Source organism: Acidovorax sp. HMWF018 (assembly GCF_003061035.1).
Lineage (GTDB): Bacteria > Pseudomonadota > Gammaproteobacteria > Burkholderiales > Burkholderiaceae_C > Acidovorax > Acidovorax delafieldii.
Window position 1 is genome coordinate 4,856 of record NZ_QAIM01000512.1, and the last position, 16,057, is coordinate 20,912.

The window sequence follows — 16,057 nt, forward strand, 5'->3', positions numbered from 1 at the left end:
TATCGTGGGGGCAGGGCAACACATTGCGCCAGAGGCATGCCCTGTGCCTCTGAGGCGCCCAGCAGCAAAAGGCGCTGCAGCTCTGGCAAATACCGGATGGCTGTCTGCGGTGCGCTGTAGCCGTTGCTGTTGTTCAGGCGTTCTTGCATGCGCAGCACAAGACGGCTGGGCAGGTGTTCGATGCTGAGGGTGCGCACACCCGTGTAGAAGGTGGTGTCTATGGTGCCTTCGGTGCCGAAAAAGCCGCCACCCACGCGCGCCGCGCGGCGCCGGCCCTCGAAGGTCGTGGTGATGCGCAGTTTGTCGTCACGGCTGGTACAGCTCCCCTCGAAGGCCGCAGCGCACTCCATGGGCAGCGGATTCTGTTGCACCAGCACTGCCTGCACGGATGGGGTGTGCAGCAGTGCGGGGGGCACGGGCTCCAGGCGTACGCAATCGGCGGTGGGTACGACCTGCCACGCCGTAGCGCCCGGCGAGTCAGGGATTTGCAGGCGCGAGCCTGCAACACCCGCACCGAGGTAGTAAGTGGGCGCCGCCCCCGTGCTGGACTCTTCGCGGAAGAGCGAGGCGGACCGCAACGGCGACAGCGCGCCAGCGGGCACGGCCACAGTCAAAGGGTGAAAGGGCAGCGTGCCCTCCGGTGGCCCAAACCCTGCGGCCTGTACCGCAGGGGCGGCCAGCACCCAAAGCCAGATCGTTCGTGCGGAGCGCATGGTTTGGATCAGGCCGCAGGCTTGGCCTTGGGCACACGGCCCATCAGATAGAACTCTGGGTTGGGCTGCATGCCCGCAAAGCTGGCCATGCGGTTGGACAGGCCAAAGAATGCCGTGATGGCGGCGATGTCCCAGATGTCCTCGTCATCGAAACCATGGGGGTGCAGGGCCTCGAAATCGGCGTCGTCGATCTCGTGGGCGTTCTGGCACACCTTCATGGCGAAGTCGAGCATGGCCCGCTCCCGGGGGCTGATGTCCGCCTTGCGGTAGTTCACCGCCACCTGGTCGGCGATGAGCGGCTTCTTCTCGTAGATGCGCAGGATCGCGCCATGCGCCACCACGCAATACAGGCACTGATTGGCCGCGCTGGTGGTGGTGACGATCATCTCGCGCTCGCCCTTGGTCAGGCTGCCTTCTTCCTTGAGCATGAGCGCGTCGTGGTACGCAAAGAATGCACGCCATTCCGCTGGTCGGCGGGCAAACGCGAGGAACACGTTGGGGATGAATCCCGCCTTCTCCTGCACTTCAAGAATCCGCGCGCGGATGTCCTCGGGCAGGGTGTTCAGGTCGGGGAAGGGGTAGCGGCTCACGGCAGTCTCCTCGGTTTTTTGTGTGGGGTGGATAACGGATGCAAGTATCAGGGATGCCATTGCGTCGCCCGCACGGGGGCATGGGCCGGCGCGGCCGAACTCCCTGCCAGTGCGTAGGACAACTGTGTCGCTGCAGCGACCACGGTGTGCGCCAGCGCTTCGAGCTTTTCGGCGGGCAAACGCGAGGCCGGGCCTGAGATGCACACCGAGCCCATGAGCCGCCAGTGCATGCCAAACACTGGCGCCGACACGGTGGCCACGCCCTGTTCCCGTTCACCAATGGACCAGTGGTAGCCCTTCTTGCGGATATCTTCATAGGCTTTGCCCGGCTCGCCCGAAAACGCCAGGATCACGCGGCCCGGTGAACCCTTGTCCAGCGGCAGTCCTTCGCCCATGCGGGCGTGGTGGCGCAGCGCCTGCGGGCCCTCCACGCGCACGAGGCAGGTGCGCACATTGCCTTCACGCACGTAAAACGCAGCGCTTTCGCCCGTGGCAACGGTCAGTTCACGCAGCGCAGGCTCCAGCACGTTCTGTACGTCAAAACCCGCTTGGTAGCGCGCGCCCAGCCAGCCTGCGGCCGGGCCCAGGCGCCAGTCGCCGTCTTCGCGCTGCACCATGAACCCGGATTGCGCCAGCGTGCGGGCCAAGCGCAGCACTGTGGTCTTGTGAAGGCTGCAGCGGCGGCTCAGCTCCGCCAGGGACAGGCTGGACTCGCCCAGCGCGAAGGCCTCCAGCACCTGCAGGGCACGCGTCACGGCGATCACGCCACCGGTGTCCTTGGGCGCGGCATCCGTCGGCGCGTCTGCGCTTTCATCGGTCACAGCCATGGTGGTATTCGGCTTGACGGCCTTGCGCGGGGCAGGGCGCGCGGGTGAAGAGGGCTGGTTGCTCATGGCGCAATTCGTTTCATTGTGTGCAACTGCATTGTATGGGTTGAAACGCGTGCGTACATTCGCACACCACGGCGCCAGGCCCGAACAGGCCCTTGCAGACCGGCGTGACGAACCACCATAACGGAGACAAATCCATGACCGCTTTTTCATCGCTTTCACGTTCTTTGAGCGCGCGCCTGTGTGCCGCTTTCCTGGGCCTTGCGGCTGTGGCCGTGCCCCATGGCGGAGCGCAGGCGCAGACGGCCTACCCCGCCAAGGCCATCCGCCTGATTGTTCCGTTCCCCCCCGGCGGTGGCACCGACATGATCGCCCGCGCCGTGGCGCAAAAGATGGCCGACCAGAACAAATGGAGCGTGATCGTGGACAACCGCCCCGGCGCCGGCGGCAACCTGGGAGTGGACGCTGTGGCCAAGTCCGACCCGGACGGCTACACGCTGGTGATGGGGCAGACCAGCAACCTCGCCATCAACCCCACGCTGTACAAGAAGCTGCCCTACGACCCGCTCAAGGACCTGGTGCCCGTGGCGCTGGTGTCGTCCTCGCCCATCGTGATGGCCGTGCCCGTCAACTCGCGGTTCAAGACCTTTGCTGATGTGGTGGCTGCCTCCAAGGGCAAGCCCGAGGCGCTGACGCTGGGCTACTCGGGCAACGGCACCGTCGCCCACCTGGCCGGTGAACTGGCCGAGAACGCTGCAGGTATTCAGCTGCGCCACATTCCCTACAAGGGCGCGGCGCAGGCCATGACGGACCTGATGGGCGGGCAGATTGACCTGTACATGTCGTCCGTGCCCACGCTGCTGGGCCATGTGCGCAACGGCAAGCTCAAGGTCATTGCCATCACATCGGCCCAGCGCTCGGCGCAGTTGCCCGATGTGCCCACGCTGGCGGAGTCCGGGTTCAAGGGCTTTGAGGCCGTGACCTGGTTCGGTGTGCTGGCCCCTGCGGGCACGCCTGCAGCCATCGTGGCGCAGCTGAACAAGGCCATCAACCAGGCCCTCAAGCAACCGGACGTGGCGGACAAGCTGCGCTCTGAAGGCGGCGACATCCTCGGGGGCGCGTCCGAGCAGTTTGCGGCACTGCTGCGCACCGAAGTGCCCCGCTGGTCCAAGATCGTGAAGGACTCTGGCGCCAGCCTGGACTGATCGAGCCGCCACGTTCATCCCCCGCTGACTGCCCGTCGCCATGACCCGCGATCGCCTTGTCACGCCCGTACCGTTCTCGCTGGGAACGACGGCGCCCCGTACCGCACTGCCTGCGACGGCGTGCGACTGCCACGTGCATGTGTACGACCAGCGCTTTCCTGCTGCGCCCGGCGCCAGGCTGTTGCCGCCCGACGCGTCGGCCAGCGACTACCGCGCGCTGCAGCAGCGCCTGGGCACCGAGCGCACGGTGCTGGTCACGCCATCCACCTACGGTTCGGACAACCGCTGCATGTTGCAGGGCCTGGCCGCGTTGGGTACGCAGGCCCGGGGCGTGGCCGTGATCGATGGCAGCGAGAGCGATGCCCAGCTGCAAGCCCTGCACGACGTGGGCGTGCGCGGCGTGCGGCTGAACCTGTCGCTGGGCGTCACCGGTTCTGTGGATGCCATCCTGCCGCTGGCCCGGCGCATTGCGCCCTGGGGCTGGCATTTGCAATTGCTGATGGCACCCGATGTGCTGGCCACGCTGGGCGATGTGCTGCGCAGCGCGCCCGTGCCCCTGGTGTTCGACCACCTGGGGCGCATCGCACCCGAGCAAGCCGGGAAGCACCCAGCCCACGCACTGCTGCTGCAGCTGATGGGCGAGGGCAGGGCCTGGGTCAAGCTCTCGGGCGGCTACATCGTCAGCGCCACCCACGCGGTGGACGACCCGGCGCTCGATGCACTGGCCGCCAGCTACTTGCGTGCGGCGCCTGAGCGCGTGCTGTGGGGCAGCGACTGGCCCCATGCCACTGCCAGCGCTGGCCTGCACCCCGTGCCGGACGACGCATTGCAAATCGACACCCTGGCGCGCTGGTGCGATCAGGCCGGTGCGGATGCCCTGCGCCGCGTGCTGGTCACCAGCCCTGCCGCGCTTTACGGCTTCCCGCCGGTCTCGACTTCTTCATCCCCCACCCCTGTCTGAGGGCCTTGCACCATGACCTCTTTGGTACCTCCCCTTTCCACGCACGGCGCGCAGCGCCGCCACCTGTTGACCACCCTGGCCCTTGCGGGCGCAGGTGTGGGGACGGGGCTGCCCGCCTGGGCGCAAAACGATTGGCCTGCGGGCAAGCTCATCACCTGGGTGGTGCCTTACCCCGCCGGTGGCAGCACCGATGTGCTGGGCCGCAACATCGCCCTCAAGCTGGGCGCGGCGCTGTCCACCAACGTCATCGTGGACAACAAGGCTGGGGCCACGGGCACCATTGGCGCGGCCTACGTGGCCAAGGCGGCACCCGACGGGCTCACGCTGCTGGGCACGTCCATCGGCCCGCAGGCCATTGCCCCGCACCTGATGGCCAAGCTGCCCTACGACCACATCACGGCGTTCGAGCCCGTGATCACCGTGGGCACCATCCCCCACATCCTGGTGGTGGGCGCCAACCAGCCCTTCAAGACGGTGGCCGACTTGCTGGCCGCCGCCAAGGCCCAGCCGGGCAAGCTGGCGTTTGCCTCGGGCGGCAACGGCACCATCTTGCAAATGCAGGGCGAGCTGCTGCAGCAGCAAACCGGCGCGCGCTTCATCCATGTGCCCTACAAGGGCGACACCCCCGCGCTGCAAGACACGCTGGCCGAGCAGGTGCAGTTCATGTTTGCCCCCGCAGCCGCTGCACTGCCGCATGTGCAATCGGGCAAGTTGCGCGCCCTGGCCGTCACGTCCGCCCAGCGCCTCAAGGCCCTGCCTGCCGTGCCCAGCATGGGCGAGGCGGGGCTCAAGGACTTTGTGGTGGAGCAGTGGCAGGCCGTGTTTGCGCCCGCCAAGACGCCCGCCGCCGTCGTGCAGCGCCTGAACCGCGAGATTGCCGCCACGCTGAAAGACCCCGCCCTCATTGCCCTGGCCGACAAGCTGGGCGTGACGCTGGTGGGCGGCACGCCCCAGCAGCTGGGCGACCTGCAGAAGGCCGACTCTGCCAAGTGGGCCAAGGTGATCAAAGAAGGCGGCATCAAGGCCGACTGACCACCGCAGTTCTCTTATTTCCTTTCTTCATTCCATCGTTCAACCGGACCGTCCCATGAGCCAACTCCCTGAAATCATCCGCACCATCGACCGCGTGAGCGGCGACGTTGTTGCCCGGGCCGCTACCTACCAAGCCGCCATCCTGGCCGACGTGGCAGGCCGCCGCGGCACCATGCATGGCCGCGTGGCGCCCGTGCACCAGTCCATGAAGGTGGCAGGCCCTGCCTTCACCGTGGAAGTGCGCCCCGGCGACAACCTCATGATCCACGCCGCCATCGCCCTGGCCCAGCCGGGTGACGTGCTGGTGATTGATGGCAAGGGCGACCAGACGGCGGCGCTGATGGGCACGCTGATGCTCAGCGCCTGCAAGAAGCGCGGCCTCGCGGGTGTGATCGTGGACGCCGCCATCCGCGACAAGCTGGAAATTCTGGAGCTGGACTTCCCCGTGTTCAGCGCTGGCTTCAACCCCGCAGGGCCCACCAAGTACGTGCCCGGCCGCATCAACCACCCCATCAGCGCCGGTGGCGCGGTGGTGAACCCGGGTGACCTGGTGGTGGGCGACGCCGATGGCGTGGTCGTCATCGAGCGCGAAAAAGCCCCCGCCATGCTGGCCCTGGCCGACAAGAAGGTGGCCGACGAAGCCGCCCGTATCGAAGCCATCGCCCGTGGCAACACCGCATCGAAATGGCTGCCCGCCGCCCTGCGCGCCGCAGGCGTTTTGAAGGAAGGGGAATCGCTGTGAGCCAAACCATCATCGTCACAGGCGCCGACCTGGCGCAACAAGCCCTCGACCTGCTCACAGGCTACGAGATCGTCTACGCAGGCAAGACGCCGACGGAAGAGGACATGGTGGCCCTGTGCCGCGCGCACAACCCCATGGCCATCATCGTGCGCTACGGCAAGGTGGGCGCTTCGGTGATGGACGCGGCCCCCGCGCTCAAAGTCATCTCCAAGCACGGCAGCGGCACCGACACCATCGACAAGGTGGCGGCCAAGGCCCGTGGCATTGAAGTGGTGGCCGCCGTGGGCGCCAACGCGGCCGCCGTGGCCGAACAGGCGCTGGCGCTGCTGCTGGCCTGTGCCAAGTCGGTGGTGGCATTGGATGCGCGCATGCACGCTGGCCACTGGGACAAGGCCACGCACAAGAGCCTGGAGCTGGGCGGCCGCACCGTGGGCCTGGTGGGTCTGGGCGCCATCGGCCTGCGTTTTGCCAAGATGGCCGACGCCCTGGGCATGCGCGTGATCGGCTTCGATCCGTTTGCCAAGAACCTGCCCGCTTATGTGCAGGCGGTGGACCTGGAGACGATCTGGCGCGAATCCGATGCCATCTCGTTGCACTGTCCGCTGACCGACGACAACCGCAACCTGCTGAACGCCACCACGCTGGCGCAGTGCAAGCGCGGCGTGATCGTGGTGAACACGGCACGCGGCGGACTGATCGAGGAGGCCGCGCTGCTGGCCGCCGTACGCTCGGGCCAGGTGATGGCGGCGGGGCTCGACAGCTTTGCGGTGGAGCCGATGACGGCGGGCCACCCCTTCCAGGGCGAGAAGAACTTCGTCCTTAGCCCTCACATTGGCGGTGTGACGAGCGATGCCTACGTGAACATGGGCGTGGGCGCCGCCCAGAACCTGCTGGCCGTGCTGGCACGTGCACCGCATGCAGTAGCCGTCGCCTGAGCGCCGGCCTGCCCCAAGAACATGGCCCGGCAGGGTGCCCGGCCGCACAGGAGACAACAGACCATGGCACGCAATTTCAAGAAAAATAGGCCTCTTGCGCTAGTCAATCATGCGCTGGAAGCTATTGTTTTAGTAGCGTCTGGCGCCGCCTGCGCGCAAACGGGCGCAGCAGCCTATCCGACCAAGCCCGTGAAGCTGGTGGTGGGCTTTGCCGCAGGTGGCCCCACCGACGTGGTGGCGCGTGCGTTTGCCGACCACGCCAGCAAGGCGCTGGGCCAGCCCTTCATCATCGACAACAAGCCCGGCGCGGGCACCATCATTGCCGCCCAGGCCGTGGCCAGCGCCCCGGCCGATGGATACACGCTGCTGTTCGGTGCCACCAACCACACCATGATTCCGGCGCTGTACCAGGGCCGCGTCAAGTTCGATGCGGTGAAGTCCTTCCGCCCCCTGTGCACGGTGGCCAGCAGCCCCACGGTGCTGGTGGTGACCCCCAGCCTGCCGGTCAAGACACTGGCCGATTACCAGGCCAAGGCCCGCGCCGAGCCCGGCCGCGTGACAGCAGGCACAGCAGGGGTGGGCAGCTCAGGCCACTTTGCCACCGAGATCTTTGCCCGCGCCCAGGGCCTGCAGCTCAACCACGTGCCCTACAAGGGCGCCGCGCCCGTGGTGACCGACCTGATGGGCGGCCAGCTCGACAGCTCGTTTGCCACGCTGGGTTCGGTGCTGCCGCAGATCAAGAGCGGCAAGCTGCGCGCGCTGGCCGTGGGCGCGCCCCAGCGCTCTGCCTTGGTGCCCGAGGTGCCCACGTTTGCCGAGGCAGGAGGTGGCAACTACGCTGCCGACGTGTGGTACGGCGTGCTGGCCCCGGCGGGCTTGCCCGAGCCCATCGCCCAGGCGCTGGAGCGCACGGCCGCCGACTTTGCCAAGAGCGAATCGGCCGCTGACAAGCTGCGCGGCCTAGGGATGGATGCCGAATCGGTGTGTGGCAATACCTTTGCGACCCGTGTGGCCCGCGAAGCTGCGACGTATAGCCAGATTGCCAAAGCGCTCGATCTCAAAGCAGATTGAGCCGCCCTGTTGTAGAACCTAGAACTGATTGGAGACACGCATGTTTCGCTTCCTCAAACCCCTGATCGCCGCCTGCGCCCTGGCCGCTGGCGTGGCCCACGCCGCCTTCCCCGAGCGGCCCATCACCATCGTCGTGCCCTACGCCCCCGGTGGCGCGGCCGATGCCGTGGCCCGTGTGGTGGCCACCCGCCTGGGCGCCAAGCTCGGCGGCAGCGTGATCGTGGACAACAAGGCCGGTGCCAGCGGCACCATTGGCGCCAGCTTTGTGGCCAAGGCCCCGGCAGACGGCTACACCATGCTCTACGACGCCACGCCGTACTCCATCAACCCGCACCTGTTCCCCAAGATGCCGTATGCCGCCAACGCACTGCAGCCGCTGTCGCTGGTGCTGCTGGCGCCCAACGTGCTCATCGTGAAGGCCGATGCACCCTACAAAAACGTGGGCGAGCTGATTGCCAAGGCCAAGGCCCAGCCAGGCAAGATCAACTTTGCCTCAGGCGGCAGCGGCACGGTGCAGCGCCTGGCGGCGGAGCTGATGGCCCAGAAGCTGGGCCTCGATATGGTGCATGTGCCCTACAAGAGCGGCGGCCCTGCCATCACCGATGTGATGGCCGGCCAGGTGGACTTCATGTTCGGCACCGTGGCCGCCACCTACCCGCATGTGGCGGGTGGCAAGCTGCGCGCGCTGGCCGTGTCGGCCCCTGAGCGTTCCAAACGCCTGCCCGATGTGCCCACGGTGGCCGAGGCGGCCATCCCCGGCTACGAGGCCTATGAGTGGAACGGCGTGTTTCTGCCTGCGGGCGTGCCTGCGGACGTGGCCACCAAACTGCAGCAGGCCCTGCAAGAGGTGCTGAAAGAAGACGAAGTGAAGCAGCGCCTGGCCGACCTGGGCGCCCAGCCCATCGGTTCGACGCCCGCAGACTTTGCCGCCTTCCTGAAGAAGGAAGACGCGAAGTGGGGCGAGGTCGTGAAGAAGGGCAATATCAAACTCGACTGACCCATGCCTTTGCCAGCGCTGACCACGCCCGTGTCGCACTCCGTGGGACTGAACCGCCCGCAGCGCCAGCTGCCGCCCGGCGCGTGCGACAGCCACATGCACATCTTTGACCCGCGCTTTGCGCCGTCAGCCCATTGGCCGCGCACTCCGCCAGTGGCGCCCGTGGCGGTGTACCGGCAACTGCAGGCGCGCCTGGGCACCACGCGCACGGTGGTGGTCACGCCATCGACCTACGGCACCGACAACGCCTGCACGCTGGATGCGCTGGACCAGTTGGGCGACGCTGCACGCGGCGTGGCCGTGGTGGATGACAGCGTAAGTGCCGACGAGCTGGCCCACCTGGCCGCACGTCGCGTGCGCGGGCTGCGGGTCAATTTCGTCTCGCCCCAATCGTGGGGCACCACCACGCCCGCCATGCTGGCCACGCTGGCGCGCAAGGTGGCCGAGCACCCGGCGTGCGCGGGCTGGCACATCCAGATCTTTGCGCAGCCGGAGCAGCTCATCGCCCTCGCGCCCCATTTGCATAAGCTGCCTGTGCCCCTGGTCATCGACCACCTGGGCCGTATCGATCCCGCCGAAGGCCCGGCTGCGGAGGCCTACGGCGTGGTGCGTGGTTTGCTCGATGGTGGCAACACCTGGGTCAAGCTCTCGGGCGCCTACATGCGCTCAGCCGTACATGGCCCCAGCTACGCCGACACCCTGCCGCTGGGCCAGGCCCTGGTGCAAGCCGCGCCGGATCGCCTGGTGTGGGGCAGCGACTGGCCGCACACCACCGAGGCGCCCGGCACCGTGAACGATGCCGATTTGGTGGACCTGCTGAAGGCCTGGGCCGGCAGCGACGCGGCCATGGACCGCATCCTGGTCGACAACCCGGCGCGGCTGTATGGTTTCGATGCCGTTCCCGCCGCCTGAACGAATTGGAAAGACCCCACCATGTTTTTGCTTCAAGCCCCTGAAGTCCGAGACCTCGATGTCTTCACCGCCATGCCCGAGCCCTTTCGTCGCCGCGAGCGCAGCGACTGGGCCGACGCCAACCGGGGCGGCACCATCACCGATTCTTTTCTGGAAGGCCCGGTGTTCGACGACGCAGGCAACCTCTACGTCAGCGACATCCCCTGGGGCCGCGTCTTTCGCATCAACCCGCAGGGCGACTGGGCGCTGGTGGCCGAGTACGACGGCGAGCCCAACGGTCTCAAGTTCTTGAAGCCCGGCACGCTGCTCATCACCGACTACAAAAACGGCCTGATGCAACTGGATGTAGCCACGGGTGCGGTCACCCCGTACCTGCAGCGCCGCAACAGCGAGCGCTTCAAGGGCGTGAATGACCTGATCTTTGACGCCGAAGGCAACCTCTACTTCACCGACCAGGGCCAAAGCGGCCTGCACGACCCGAGTGGCCGCCTGTATCGTCTGCGGCCCAATGGTCAGCTCGACTTGCTGCTGCACAACGTGCCCAGCCCCAACGGCGTGGCCCTGTCGCCCGACGGTCGCGTGTTGTACCTGGCCGTGACGCGTGGCAACTGCGTGTGGCGCGTGCCGCTCCTTCCGGATGGCAGTGTGGCCAAGGTGAGCCAGTTCTTTACGTCTTACGGCCCCAGCGGCCCCGACGGCCTGGCCGTGGATGCCGAGGGTCACCTGCTGGTGGCCAACCCGGGCCTGGGCTACGTGTGGGTGCTGAACCACCGGGCCGAGCCCGTGCAGGTGCTGCGCGGCGCACCGGGCAGTTCGACCACCAACCTGGCGTTTGGCGGGACAGGGCGTACTACGGTGTATGTCACCGACTCGACCCATGGCCGCATCCTGCGGGCTGACATGGGGGCACCTGGGCTGCTGCTGGCGCGTTCGCGTTGACGCTGCCCAGCCTCAACTTGTCTGGGTATCGCAACGAAATCAATGAAAGGATGATGATCCATTGATATTGGCTATTAATGGGATTCAATCGATTCAATTTACCTGTCATGGTTTGCTTCCTACCATCTGCCCTGTCGATACGTTTTGCCGACGCGATTTCACAGGAGATGACCCATGACGACCGAAGCCAAATGCCCCTTTGACCACACCAAGGCCGTGCCCACGGGCCCCCGCAATGCCGACTGGTGGCCCAACCAGCTCAATCTCCGCCCCCTGAACCAGAACTCCCCGCTCACCGACCCGATGGGAGAGGGCTTCAACTACGCCGAGGAATTCAAGAGCCTTGACCTGGCGGCCGTGAAGGCCGACCTGCGGGCGCTGATGACCGACTCGCAGGACTGGTGGCCCGCAGACTTTGGCCACTATGGGCCGCTGTTTGTGCGCATGGCGTGGCACAGCGCGGGCACCTACCGCCTGGCCGACGGCCGGGGTGGCGCCGGGGCAGGGCAGCAGCGCTTTGCGCCGCTCAACAGCTGGCCCGACAACGCCAATCTGGACAAGGCGCGCCGCCTGCTCTGGCCCGTCAAGCAGAAATATGGCCGCAAGATTTCGTGGGCCGATTTGATGATTCTGACGGGCAACGTGGCGCTCGAATCCATGGGCTTCAAGACCTTTGGCTTTGCCGGTGGGCGCCCCGACGTGTGGGAACCCGATGAGAACGTGTATTGGGGCGCTGAGTCGACTTGGCTGGGCAGCGACAAGCGCTACAGCGGTGAGCGCGATCTGGCCAACCCCCTGGCCGCCGTGCAGATGGGCCTGATTTATGTGAACCCCGAAGGCCCGAACGGCAACCCCGACCCCCTCGCTGCCGCGCGCGACATCCGCGACACCTTTGCGCGCATGGCCATGGACGATGAAGAAACCGTGGCGCTGATAGCTGGCGGCCACACCTTTGGCAAGACCCACGGCGCAGGCGATGCTGCCCTGGTGGGCAAGGAGCCCGAAGGCGCAGGCATCGAAGAGCAGGGCCTGGGCTGGAAGAGCAGTCATGGCTCAGGCAAGGGCGGCGATACGATCACCAGCGGCCTGGAAGTGACCTGGACCACCACGCCTACGCAGTGGAGCAACAACTATTTTGAGAACCTGTTTGGCTACGAATGGGAGCTGACCAAGAGCCCGGCCGGTGCCCACCAGTGGACGGCCAAGGGGGCTGCAGCGACGATCCCGCACGCACACGACCCGTCGAAAAAGCTGGTGCCCACCATGCTCACCACCGACCTGTCGCTGCGCTTTGACCCGGCCTACGAAAAGATCTCGCGCCGCTTTTTGGCGAACCCCGAGCAGTTTGCCGATGCATTTGCGCGTGCCTGGTTCAAGCTCACGCACCGTGACATGGGGCCGCGTGCCCGCTATCTGGGGCCGGAGGTGCCCGCCGAAGTGCTGGTCTGGCAAGACCCTGTGCCTGCCGTGGACCATGCGCTGGTGAACGCGCAGGACATCGCTGCGCTCAAGGCCAAGGTGTTGGCATCGGGCTTGTCGATTTCGGAACTGGTATCCACGGCCTGGGCCTCTGCCTCCACGTTCCGGGGCGGCGACAAGCGGGGCGGCGCCAACGGCGCGCGCATCCGTCTGGCTCCACAAAAGGATTGGGCTGTGAACCAGCCTGCGCAACTGGCCAAGGTGCTGGGTCAGCTCGAAGCCATCCAGCGCGAGTTCAATGCGGCGCAGACGGGTGGCAAGAAGATCTCGCTGGCGGACCTGATCGTGCTGGCCGGTGGCGCTGCCGTGGAGGCTGCCGCAAAGCAGGCAGGGCAGGACGTGACCGTTCCCTTCACGCCTGGCCGCACGGATGCCTCGCAAGAGCAGACCGATGTGCCGTCGTTCGAGGTGATGGAGCCTGTGGCCGATGGCTTTCGCAACTACCTGCGCCCTGGCCTGGAAGGCGCCGTGGCCGAGCTGCTGGTGGACCGCGCCAACCAGCTTACGCTGACGGCGCCGGAGATGACGGTGCTGGTGGGTGGCCTGCGCGTGCTGGGTGCCAACGTGGGGCAGGCAACCCATGGTGTCTTCACGCAGCGCGTTGGTACCTTGAGCAATGACTTCTTCGTGAACCTGCTCGACATGCGCACCCAATGGCAGAAGTCGGCGGGTGCAGCGGGTGTGCTGGAAGGTGTGGACCGCAGCACAGGTGCCAGAAAATGGACCGGCACGGTGGCCGACCTGGTGTTTGGCTCCAACTCGGTGTTGCGTGCGCTGGCCGAGGTCTATGCCAGCAGCGATGCGCAGGCAGTGCTTGTGCAGGACTTCGTCAAGGCTTGGACCAAGGTGATGAACCTGGACCGGTTTGACCTGGCGGCAGGCGGTGCCAGCGCCTGACCCTCAGGGTCTCTGCTCCGTGCCGTCGAAGGACGGCGTGGGGTGAGCCGAGCATGCTTTGACCCAGCCCGGTGCGTGCACTGCACGCGCCGGGCTTTTTCTTCTGTGGTTTTTATGACGGCGACGCTGCATGTGCTCGCTACCATCGGGCCTTGATGTTTCCAACCCTTCAAGGAGAGCCCGCGTGACACCAACCCCGACCAAAGACTACGAAAAAGGCCTGGCCACCCGCCGCGAGGTCATGGGTGACGATTTTGTGGACCGTGCGCTGGGCAACGCCACCTCTTTCACGCAGCCCATTCAGGAATACATCACGCGCAACGCGTGGGGCGATGTCTGGCAGCGGCCCGGGCTGGACCGCAAGACCCGCAGTCTCATCACGGTTTCCATGTTGATCGCGCTGGGCAAGCAGCATGAACTCAAGGGCCATGTGCGTGGCGCGCTGAACAATGGCGCTACTGCGGAGGAGTTGCAGGAGGTGCTGCTGCACGCCAGCGTCTACTGCGGCCTGCCGACGGCGGTAGAGGCGTTTCGCACCGCCGCCGAAGTCATCGACGGCCCGGCCAAATAGGCAATAAAAGGCGGTAGTGCTGTCCTTCGAGGGCAGGTTCAGCCGCCTGCCAACAGCTTGTGCACCAGGTCGGCGGCGGTGGAGGCGTTGTACTTGCGCATGAGGCGTGCACGGTAAATTTCTACCGTGCGGTGGCTGATCTCCAGTGCCCGACCGATCTCCTTGGAGGTCAGGCCTTCCAGCAGGCGGGCGGCTACTTCGCGCTCACGGCCCGTCAGCTCCGCCTTCACGGCGCGCTGCGAACTCAGATCTTCGAAGCTCCAGATGCCGGACTCATGCGGGGCATCGCGGTTGAGTGCGCGGCCGGACACGTGGCACCAGAACACTTCGCCATTGGCGCGCTTCATGATGCGGTTGTCCGCATAGTGGCCCTTGGCGTTCAGGATGGGCTCCATGTGCGCCCCAAGCCGCTCATATTCGTCGGCGCTGGGATAGAGTATCTGGAACGACTGGCCGATCAGCACTTCGCGCGAGGCGCCGAACATTTCGCAGACATGGCGGTTGCAGTCCACCATGGTGCGGTTGCGCGAGAGCACCAGCCCCACAGGGGCCATGTCGAAAGCCAGTCGGTAATCAACGTCCATAGTGCTAATCTTTACGGAAAACTACTTATTTAAGTACGTAGTATCGTAGCGCATCCCATTCATAAGGAGATCGTGGTGAACAAGTTATTCCCCTCCGCAGCCGAGGCCCTGAAGGGCGTGGTTGCAGATGGCCAACTCATGGCTGTTGGTGGCTTTGGACTGTGTGGCATTCCTGAAGCCTTGATCGACGCGCTGCGCGATTCGGGCGTGAAGAACCTGACCGTGATCTCCAACAATGCGGGCGTGGACGGCTTTGGCCTGGGCAAGCTGCTTGAGACCCGGCAGATCAAGAAAATGATCTCGTCGTATGTGGGCGAGAACAAGGAGTTCGAGCGCCAGTACCTCGCTGGCGAGCTGGAGCTGGAGTTCACCCCCCAGGGCACGCTGGCCGAAAAGCTGCGTGCGGGCGGTGCGGGCATCCCGGCCTTTTTCACCAAGACTGGCGTGGGCACTATCGTGGCCGAGGGCAAGGAACTGCGCGAGTTCGATGGCGAAACCTATGTGATGGAGCGTTCGCTGGTGCCCGATGTGTCGCTGGTCAAGGCCTGGCGTGCCGACAAGTCGGGCAATCTGCAGTTCCGCCTCACGGCGCGCAACTTCAACCCCGCTGCGGCCACAGCCGGCAAGATCACCATCGTGGAGGTGGAAGAGGTGGTGGAAACCGGCGCCATTGCGCCCGACCAGATCCATCTGCCTGGCATCTATGTGCACCGCATCGTGCACAACGCCACGCCCGAGAAGCGCATTGAAAAGCGCACTATCACCGAAAAAGCGGGCGTCTGAGCCGCTGCCGCACAACCGTACAGAACAAGCTGGAGAAGTATCTATGTCGTGGAGTCAAGACCAAATGGCGGCCCGTGCCGCCCATGAACTCGAAGACGGCTTTTATGTGAACCTGGGCATTGGCATCCCCACGCTGGTGGCCAACTTTGTGCCTGCCGACAAAGAGGTGTGGCTGCAGTCCGAAAACGGCATGCTGGGTATCGGCCCGTTTCCCACCGAAGACGAAGTGGATGCCGACCTGATCAATGCCGGCAAGCAGACGGTGACGACCATCAAGGGCTCGTCCATCTTTGGCAGCGACCAGTCGTTTGCCATGATCCGTGGCGGCAAGATCAACCTGTCGATCTTGGGCGCCATGCAGGTCAGCGAAAAGGGCGACCTGGCCAACTGGATGATCCCCGGCAAGATGGTCAAGGGCATGGGTGGCGCGATGGACCTGGTGGCTGGCGTCAAGCGCGTGATCGTGCTCATGGAGCATGTTGCGCGCAAGAAGGATGGCACCGAAGACCTGAAGATCCTGCCCCAGTGCACGCTGCCCCTCACGGGCGTGGGTGTGGTGGATCGCATCATCACCGACCTGGCCGTCATGGACGTGACGCCCCAGGGCCTGAAGGTGGTGGAGCTGGCTCGCGGCGTGACTTTTGAGGCCCTGCAGGCCAAGACCGGCGTCAAGCTGATCCCATAAGCATTTGAGCCACCCCTGTAGTGGAGTGGCATCACAAAAAAGGCCGGGGCCCCTCACAGGGCCCCGGCCTTTTGCATTGGCAATTTTCACAAAGCCCTCATGCGGTCCGCATGGAGCCTCTGGCAATTACA

The 16,057-nt window shown here is 65.7% G+C and carries 17 protein-coding genes; 13 read left to right on the plus strand and 4 right to left on the minus strand.

All coding sequences use genetic code 11. The features are described from left to right. From DBR23_RS21705 to DBR23_RS21715, 3 genes are all read right to left on the minus strand, one after another. The coding region (locus DBR23_RS21705) for a hypothetical protein (protein WP_056746133.1) at nucleotides 1-713 on the minus strand (713 nt) is incomplete at its 3' end. An 8-nt stretch (nucleotides 714-721) separates the two neighbouring features. Continuing rightward, nucleotides 722-1,303 (minus strand): peroxidase-related enzyme, encoded by a 582-nt coding sequence (locus DBR23_RS21710; RefSeq protein WP_056746132.1) that lies wholly within the window; start codon nucleotides 1,301-1,303, stop codon nucleotides 722-724. Between the two features lie 47 nt (nucleotides 1,304-1,350). Then, nucleotides 1,351-2,196 carry an IclR family transcriptional regulator gene (locus tag DBR23_RS21715; RefSeq protein WP_369882153.1) on the minus strand — a complete coding sequence of 282 codons (846 nt, stop codon included), beginning with the start codon at nucleotides 2,194-2,196 and terminating at the stop codon, nucleotides 1,351-1,353. Nucleotides 2,197-2,330: 134 nt separating this feature from the next. Here DBR23_RS21715 and DBR23_RS21720 point away from each other — a divergent pair, with 134 nt between their 5' ends. From DBR23_RS21720 to pcaC, 11 genes are all read left to right on the plus strand, one after another. Continuing rightward, a complete protein-coding gene (locus tag DBR23_RS21720) occupies nucleotides 2,331-3,338 on the plus strand; it encodes a tripartite tricarboxylate transporter substrate binding protein (RefSeq protein WP_108499558.1) in 1,008 nt (335 codons plus the stop codon). A 40-nt stretch (nucleotides 3,339-3,378) separates the two neighbouring features. After that, the gene (locus DBR23_RS21725) at nucleotides 3,379-4,299 is read left to right on the plus strand and encodes an amidohydrolase (protein WP_108499559.1); all 921 of its coding nucleotides are present in this window, start codon (nucleotides 3,379-3,381) and stop codon (nucleotides 4,297-4,299) included. Nucleotides 4,300-4,311: 12 nt separating this feature from the next. Further along, the gene (locus DBR23_RS21730; RefSeq protein WP_108499560.1) at nucleotides 4,312-5,331 is read left to right on the plus strand and encodes a tripartite tricarboxylate transporter substrate binding protein; all 1,020 of its coding nucleotides are present in this window, start codon (nucleotides 4,312-4,314) and stop codon (nucleotides 5,329-5,331) included. 55 nt (nucleotides 5,332-5,386) lie between these two features. Next, nucleotides 5,387-6,073 carry a methyltransferase gene (locus DBR23_RS21735; protein WP_108499561.1) on the plus strand — a complete coding sequence of 229 codons (687 nt, stop codon included), beginning with the start codon at nucleotides 5,387-5,389 and terminating at the stop codon, nucleotides 6,071-6,073. Next, nucleotides 6,070-7,008 (plus strand): NAD(P)-dependent oxidoreductase, encoded by a 939-nt coding sequence (locus tag DBR23_RS21740; protein WP_108499562.1) that lies wholly within the window; start codon nucleotides 6,070-6,072, stop codon nucleotides 7,006-7,008. The genes DBR23_RS21735 and DBR23_RS21740 overlap by 4 nt, the downstream gene beginning before the upstream one ends. A gap of 63 nt (nucleotides 7,009-7,071) precedes the next feature. Next, on the plus strand, nucleotides 7,072-8,079 hold the full coding sequence (locus DBR23_RS21745) for a tripartite tricarboxylate transporter substrate binding protein (protein ID WP_108499563.1): 1,008 nt from the start codon (nucleotides 7,072-7,074) through the stop codon (nucleotides 8,077-8,079). 40 nt (nucleotides 8,080-8,119) lie between these two features. Further along, entirely contained in the window at nucleotides 8,120-9,076 is a 957-nt protein-coding gene (locus DBR23_RS21750) for a tripartite tricarboxylate transporter substrate binding protein (protein ID WP_108499564.1), read from the plus strand. 3 nt (nucleotides 9,077-9,079) lie between these two features. Further along, nucleotides 9,080-9,988 carry an amidohydrolase gene (locus tag DBR23_RS21755; RefSeq protein ID WP_108499565.1) on the plus strand — a complete coding sequence of 303 codons (909 nt, stop codon included), beginning with the start codon at nucleotides 9,080-9,082 and terminating at the stop codon, nucleotides 9,986-9,988. A 21-nt stretch (nucleotides 9,989-10,009) separates the two neighbouring features. Then, entirely contained in the window at nucleotides 10,010-10,927 is a 918-nt protein-coding gene (locus DBR23_RS21760; protein ID WP_108499566.1) for an SMP-30/gluconolactonase/LRE family protein, read from the plus strand. Nucleotides 10,928-11,101: 174 nt separating this feature from the next. Next, the gene (gene katG / locus DBR23_RS21765; protein ID WP_108499567.1) at nucleotides 11,102-13,303 is read left to right on the plus strand and encodes a catalase/peroxidase HPI; all 2,202 of its coding nucleotides are present in this window, start codon (nucleotides 11,102-11,104) and stop codon (nucleotides 13,301-13,303) included. 184 nt (nucleotides 13,304-13,487) lie between these two features. Next, a complete protein-coding gene (gene pcaC, locus DBR23_RS21770; RefSeq protein ID WP_082522567.1) occupies nucleotides 13,488-13,874 on the plus strand; it encodes a 4-carboxymuconolactone decarboxylase in 387 nt (128 codons plus the stop codon). A gap of 38 nt (nucleotides 13,875-13,912) precedes the next feature. Here the strand turns inward: pcaC and DBR23_RS21775 are convergent, their stop codons facing one another. Further along, nucleotides 13,913-14,458 carry a PAS and helix-turn-helix domain-containing protein gene (locus tag DBR23_RS21775; protein WP_056067748.1) on the minus strand — a complete coding sequence of 182 codons (546 nt, stop codon included), beginning with the start codon at nucleotides 14,456-14,458 and terminating at the stop codon, nucleotides 13,913-13,915. 75 nt (nucleotides 14,459-14,533) lie between these two features. Between DBR23_RS21775 and DBR23_RS21780 the strand changes: the two genes are divergently transcribed. Together DBR23_RS21780 and DBR23_RS21785 are read left to right on the plus strand one after the other, a co-directional pair. After that, a complete protein-coding gene (locus tag DBR23_RS21780; RefSeq protein ID WP_056067750.1) occupies nucleotides 14,534-15,241 on the plus strand; it encodes a CoA transferase subunit A in 708 nt (235 codons plus the stop codon). 43 nt (nucleotides 15,242-15,284) lie between these two features. Further along, entirely contained in the window at nucleotides 15,285-15,926 is a 642-nt protein-coding gene (locus DBR23_RS21785; protein WP_108499568.1) for a CoA transferase subunit B, read from the plus strand. The last annotated feature ends 131 nt before the right edge of the window (nucleotides 15,927-16,057 follow it).

Excerpts from the sequence above, each read along its gene's own strand:
- DBR23_RS21715 (WP_369882153.1), bottom strand. The coding sequence starts at position 2,196 with ATGAGCAACCAGCCCTCTTCACCCGCGCGCCCTGCCCCGCGCAAGGCC.
- DBR23_RS21720 (WP_108499558.1), top strand. The coding sequence starts at position 2,331 with ATGACCGCTTTTTCATCGCTTTCACGTTCTTTGAGCGCGCGCCTGTGT.
- DBR23_RS21725 (WP_108499559.1), top strand. The coding sequence starts at position 3,379 with ATGACCCGCGATCGCCTTGTCACGCCCGTACCGTTCTCGCTGGGAACG.
- DBR23_RS21730 (WP_108499560.1), top strand. The coding sequence starts at position 4,312 with ATGACCTCTTTGGTACCTCCCCTTTCCACGCACGGCGCGCAGCGCCGC.
- DBR23_RS21735 (WP_108499561.1), top strand. The coding sequence starts at position 5,387 with ATGAGCCAACTCCCTGAAATCATCCGCACCATCGACCGCGTGAGCGGC.
- DBR23_RS21745 (WP_108499563.1), top strand. The coding sequence starts at position 7,072 with ATGGCACGCAATTTCAAGAAAAATAGGCCTCTTGCGCTAGTCAATCAT.
- DBR23_RS21750 (WP_108499564.1), top strand. The coding sequence starts at position 8,120 with ATGTTTCGCTTCCTCAAACCCCTGATCGCCGCCTGCGCCCTGGCCGCT.
- DBR23_RS21755 (WP_108499565.1), top strand. The coding sequence starts at position 9,080 with ATGCCTTTGCCAGCGCTGACCACGCCCGTGTCGCACTCCGTGGGACTG.
- DBR23_RS21760 (WP_108499566.1), top strand. The coding sequence starts at position 10,010 with ATGTTTTTGCTTCAAGCCCCTGAAGTCCGAGACCTCGATGTCTTCACC.
- katG (WP_108499567.1), top strand. The coding sequence starts at position 11,102 with ATGACGACCGAAGCCAAATGCCCCTTTGACCACACCAAGGCCGTGCCC.
- DBR23_RS21775 (WP_056067748.1), bottom strand. The coding sequence starts at position 14,458 with ATGGACGTTGATTACCGACTGGCTTTCGACATGGCCCCTGTGGGGCTG.
- DBR23_RS21785 (WP_108499568.1), top strand. The coding sequence starts at position 15,285 with ATGTCGTGGAGTCAAGACCAAATGGCGGCCCGTGCCGCCCATGAACTC.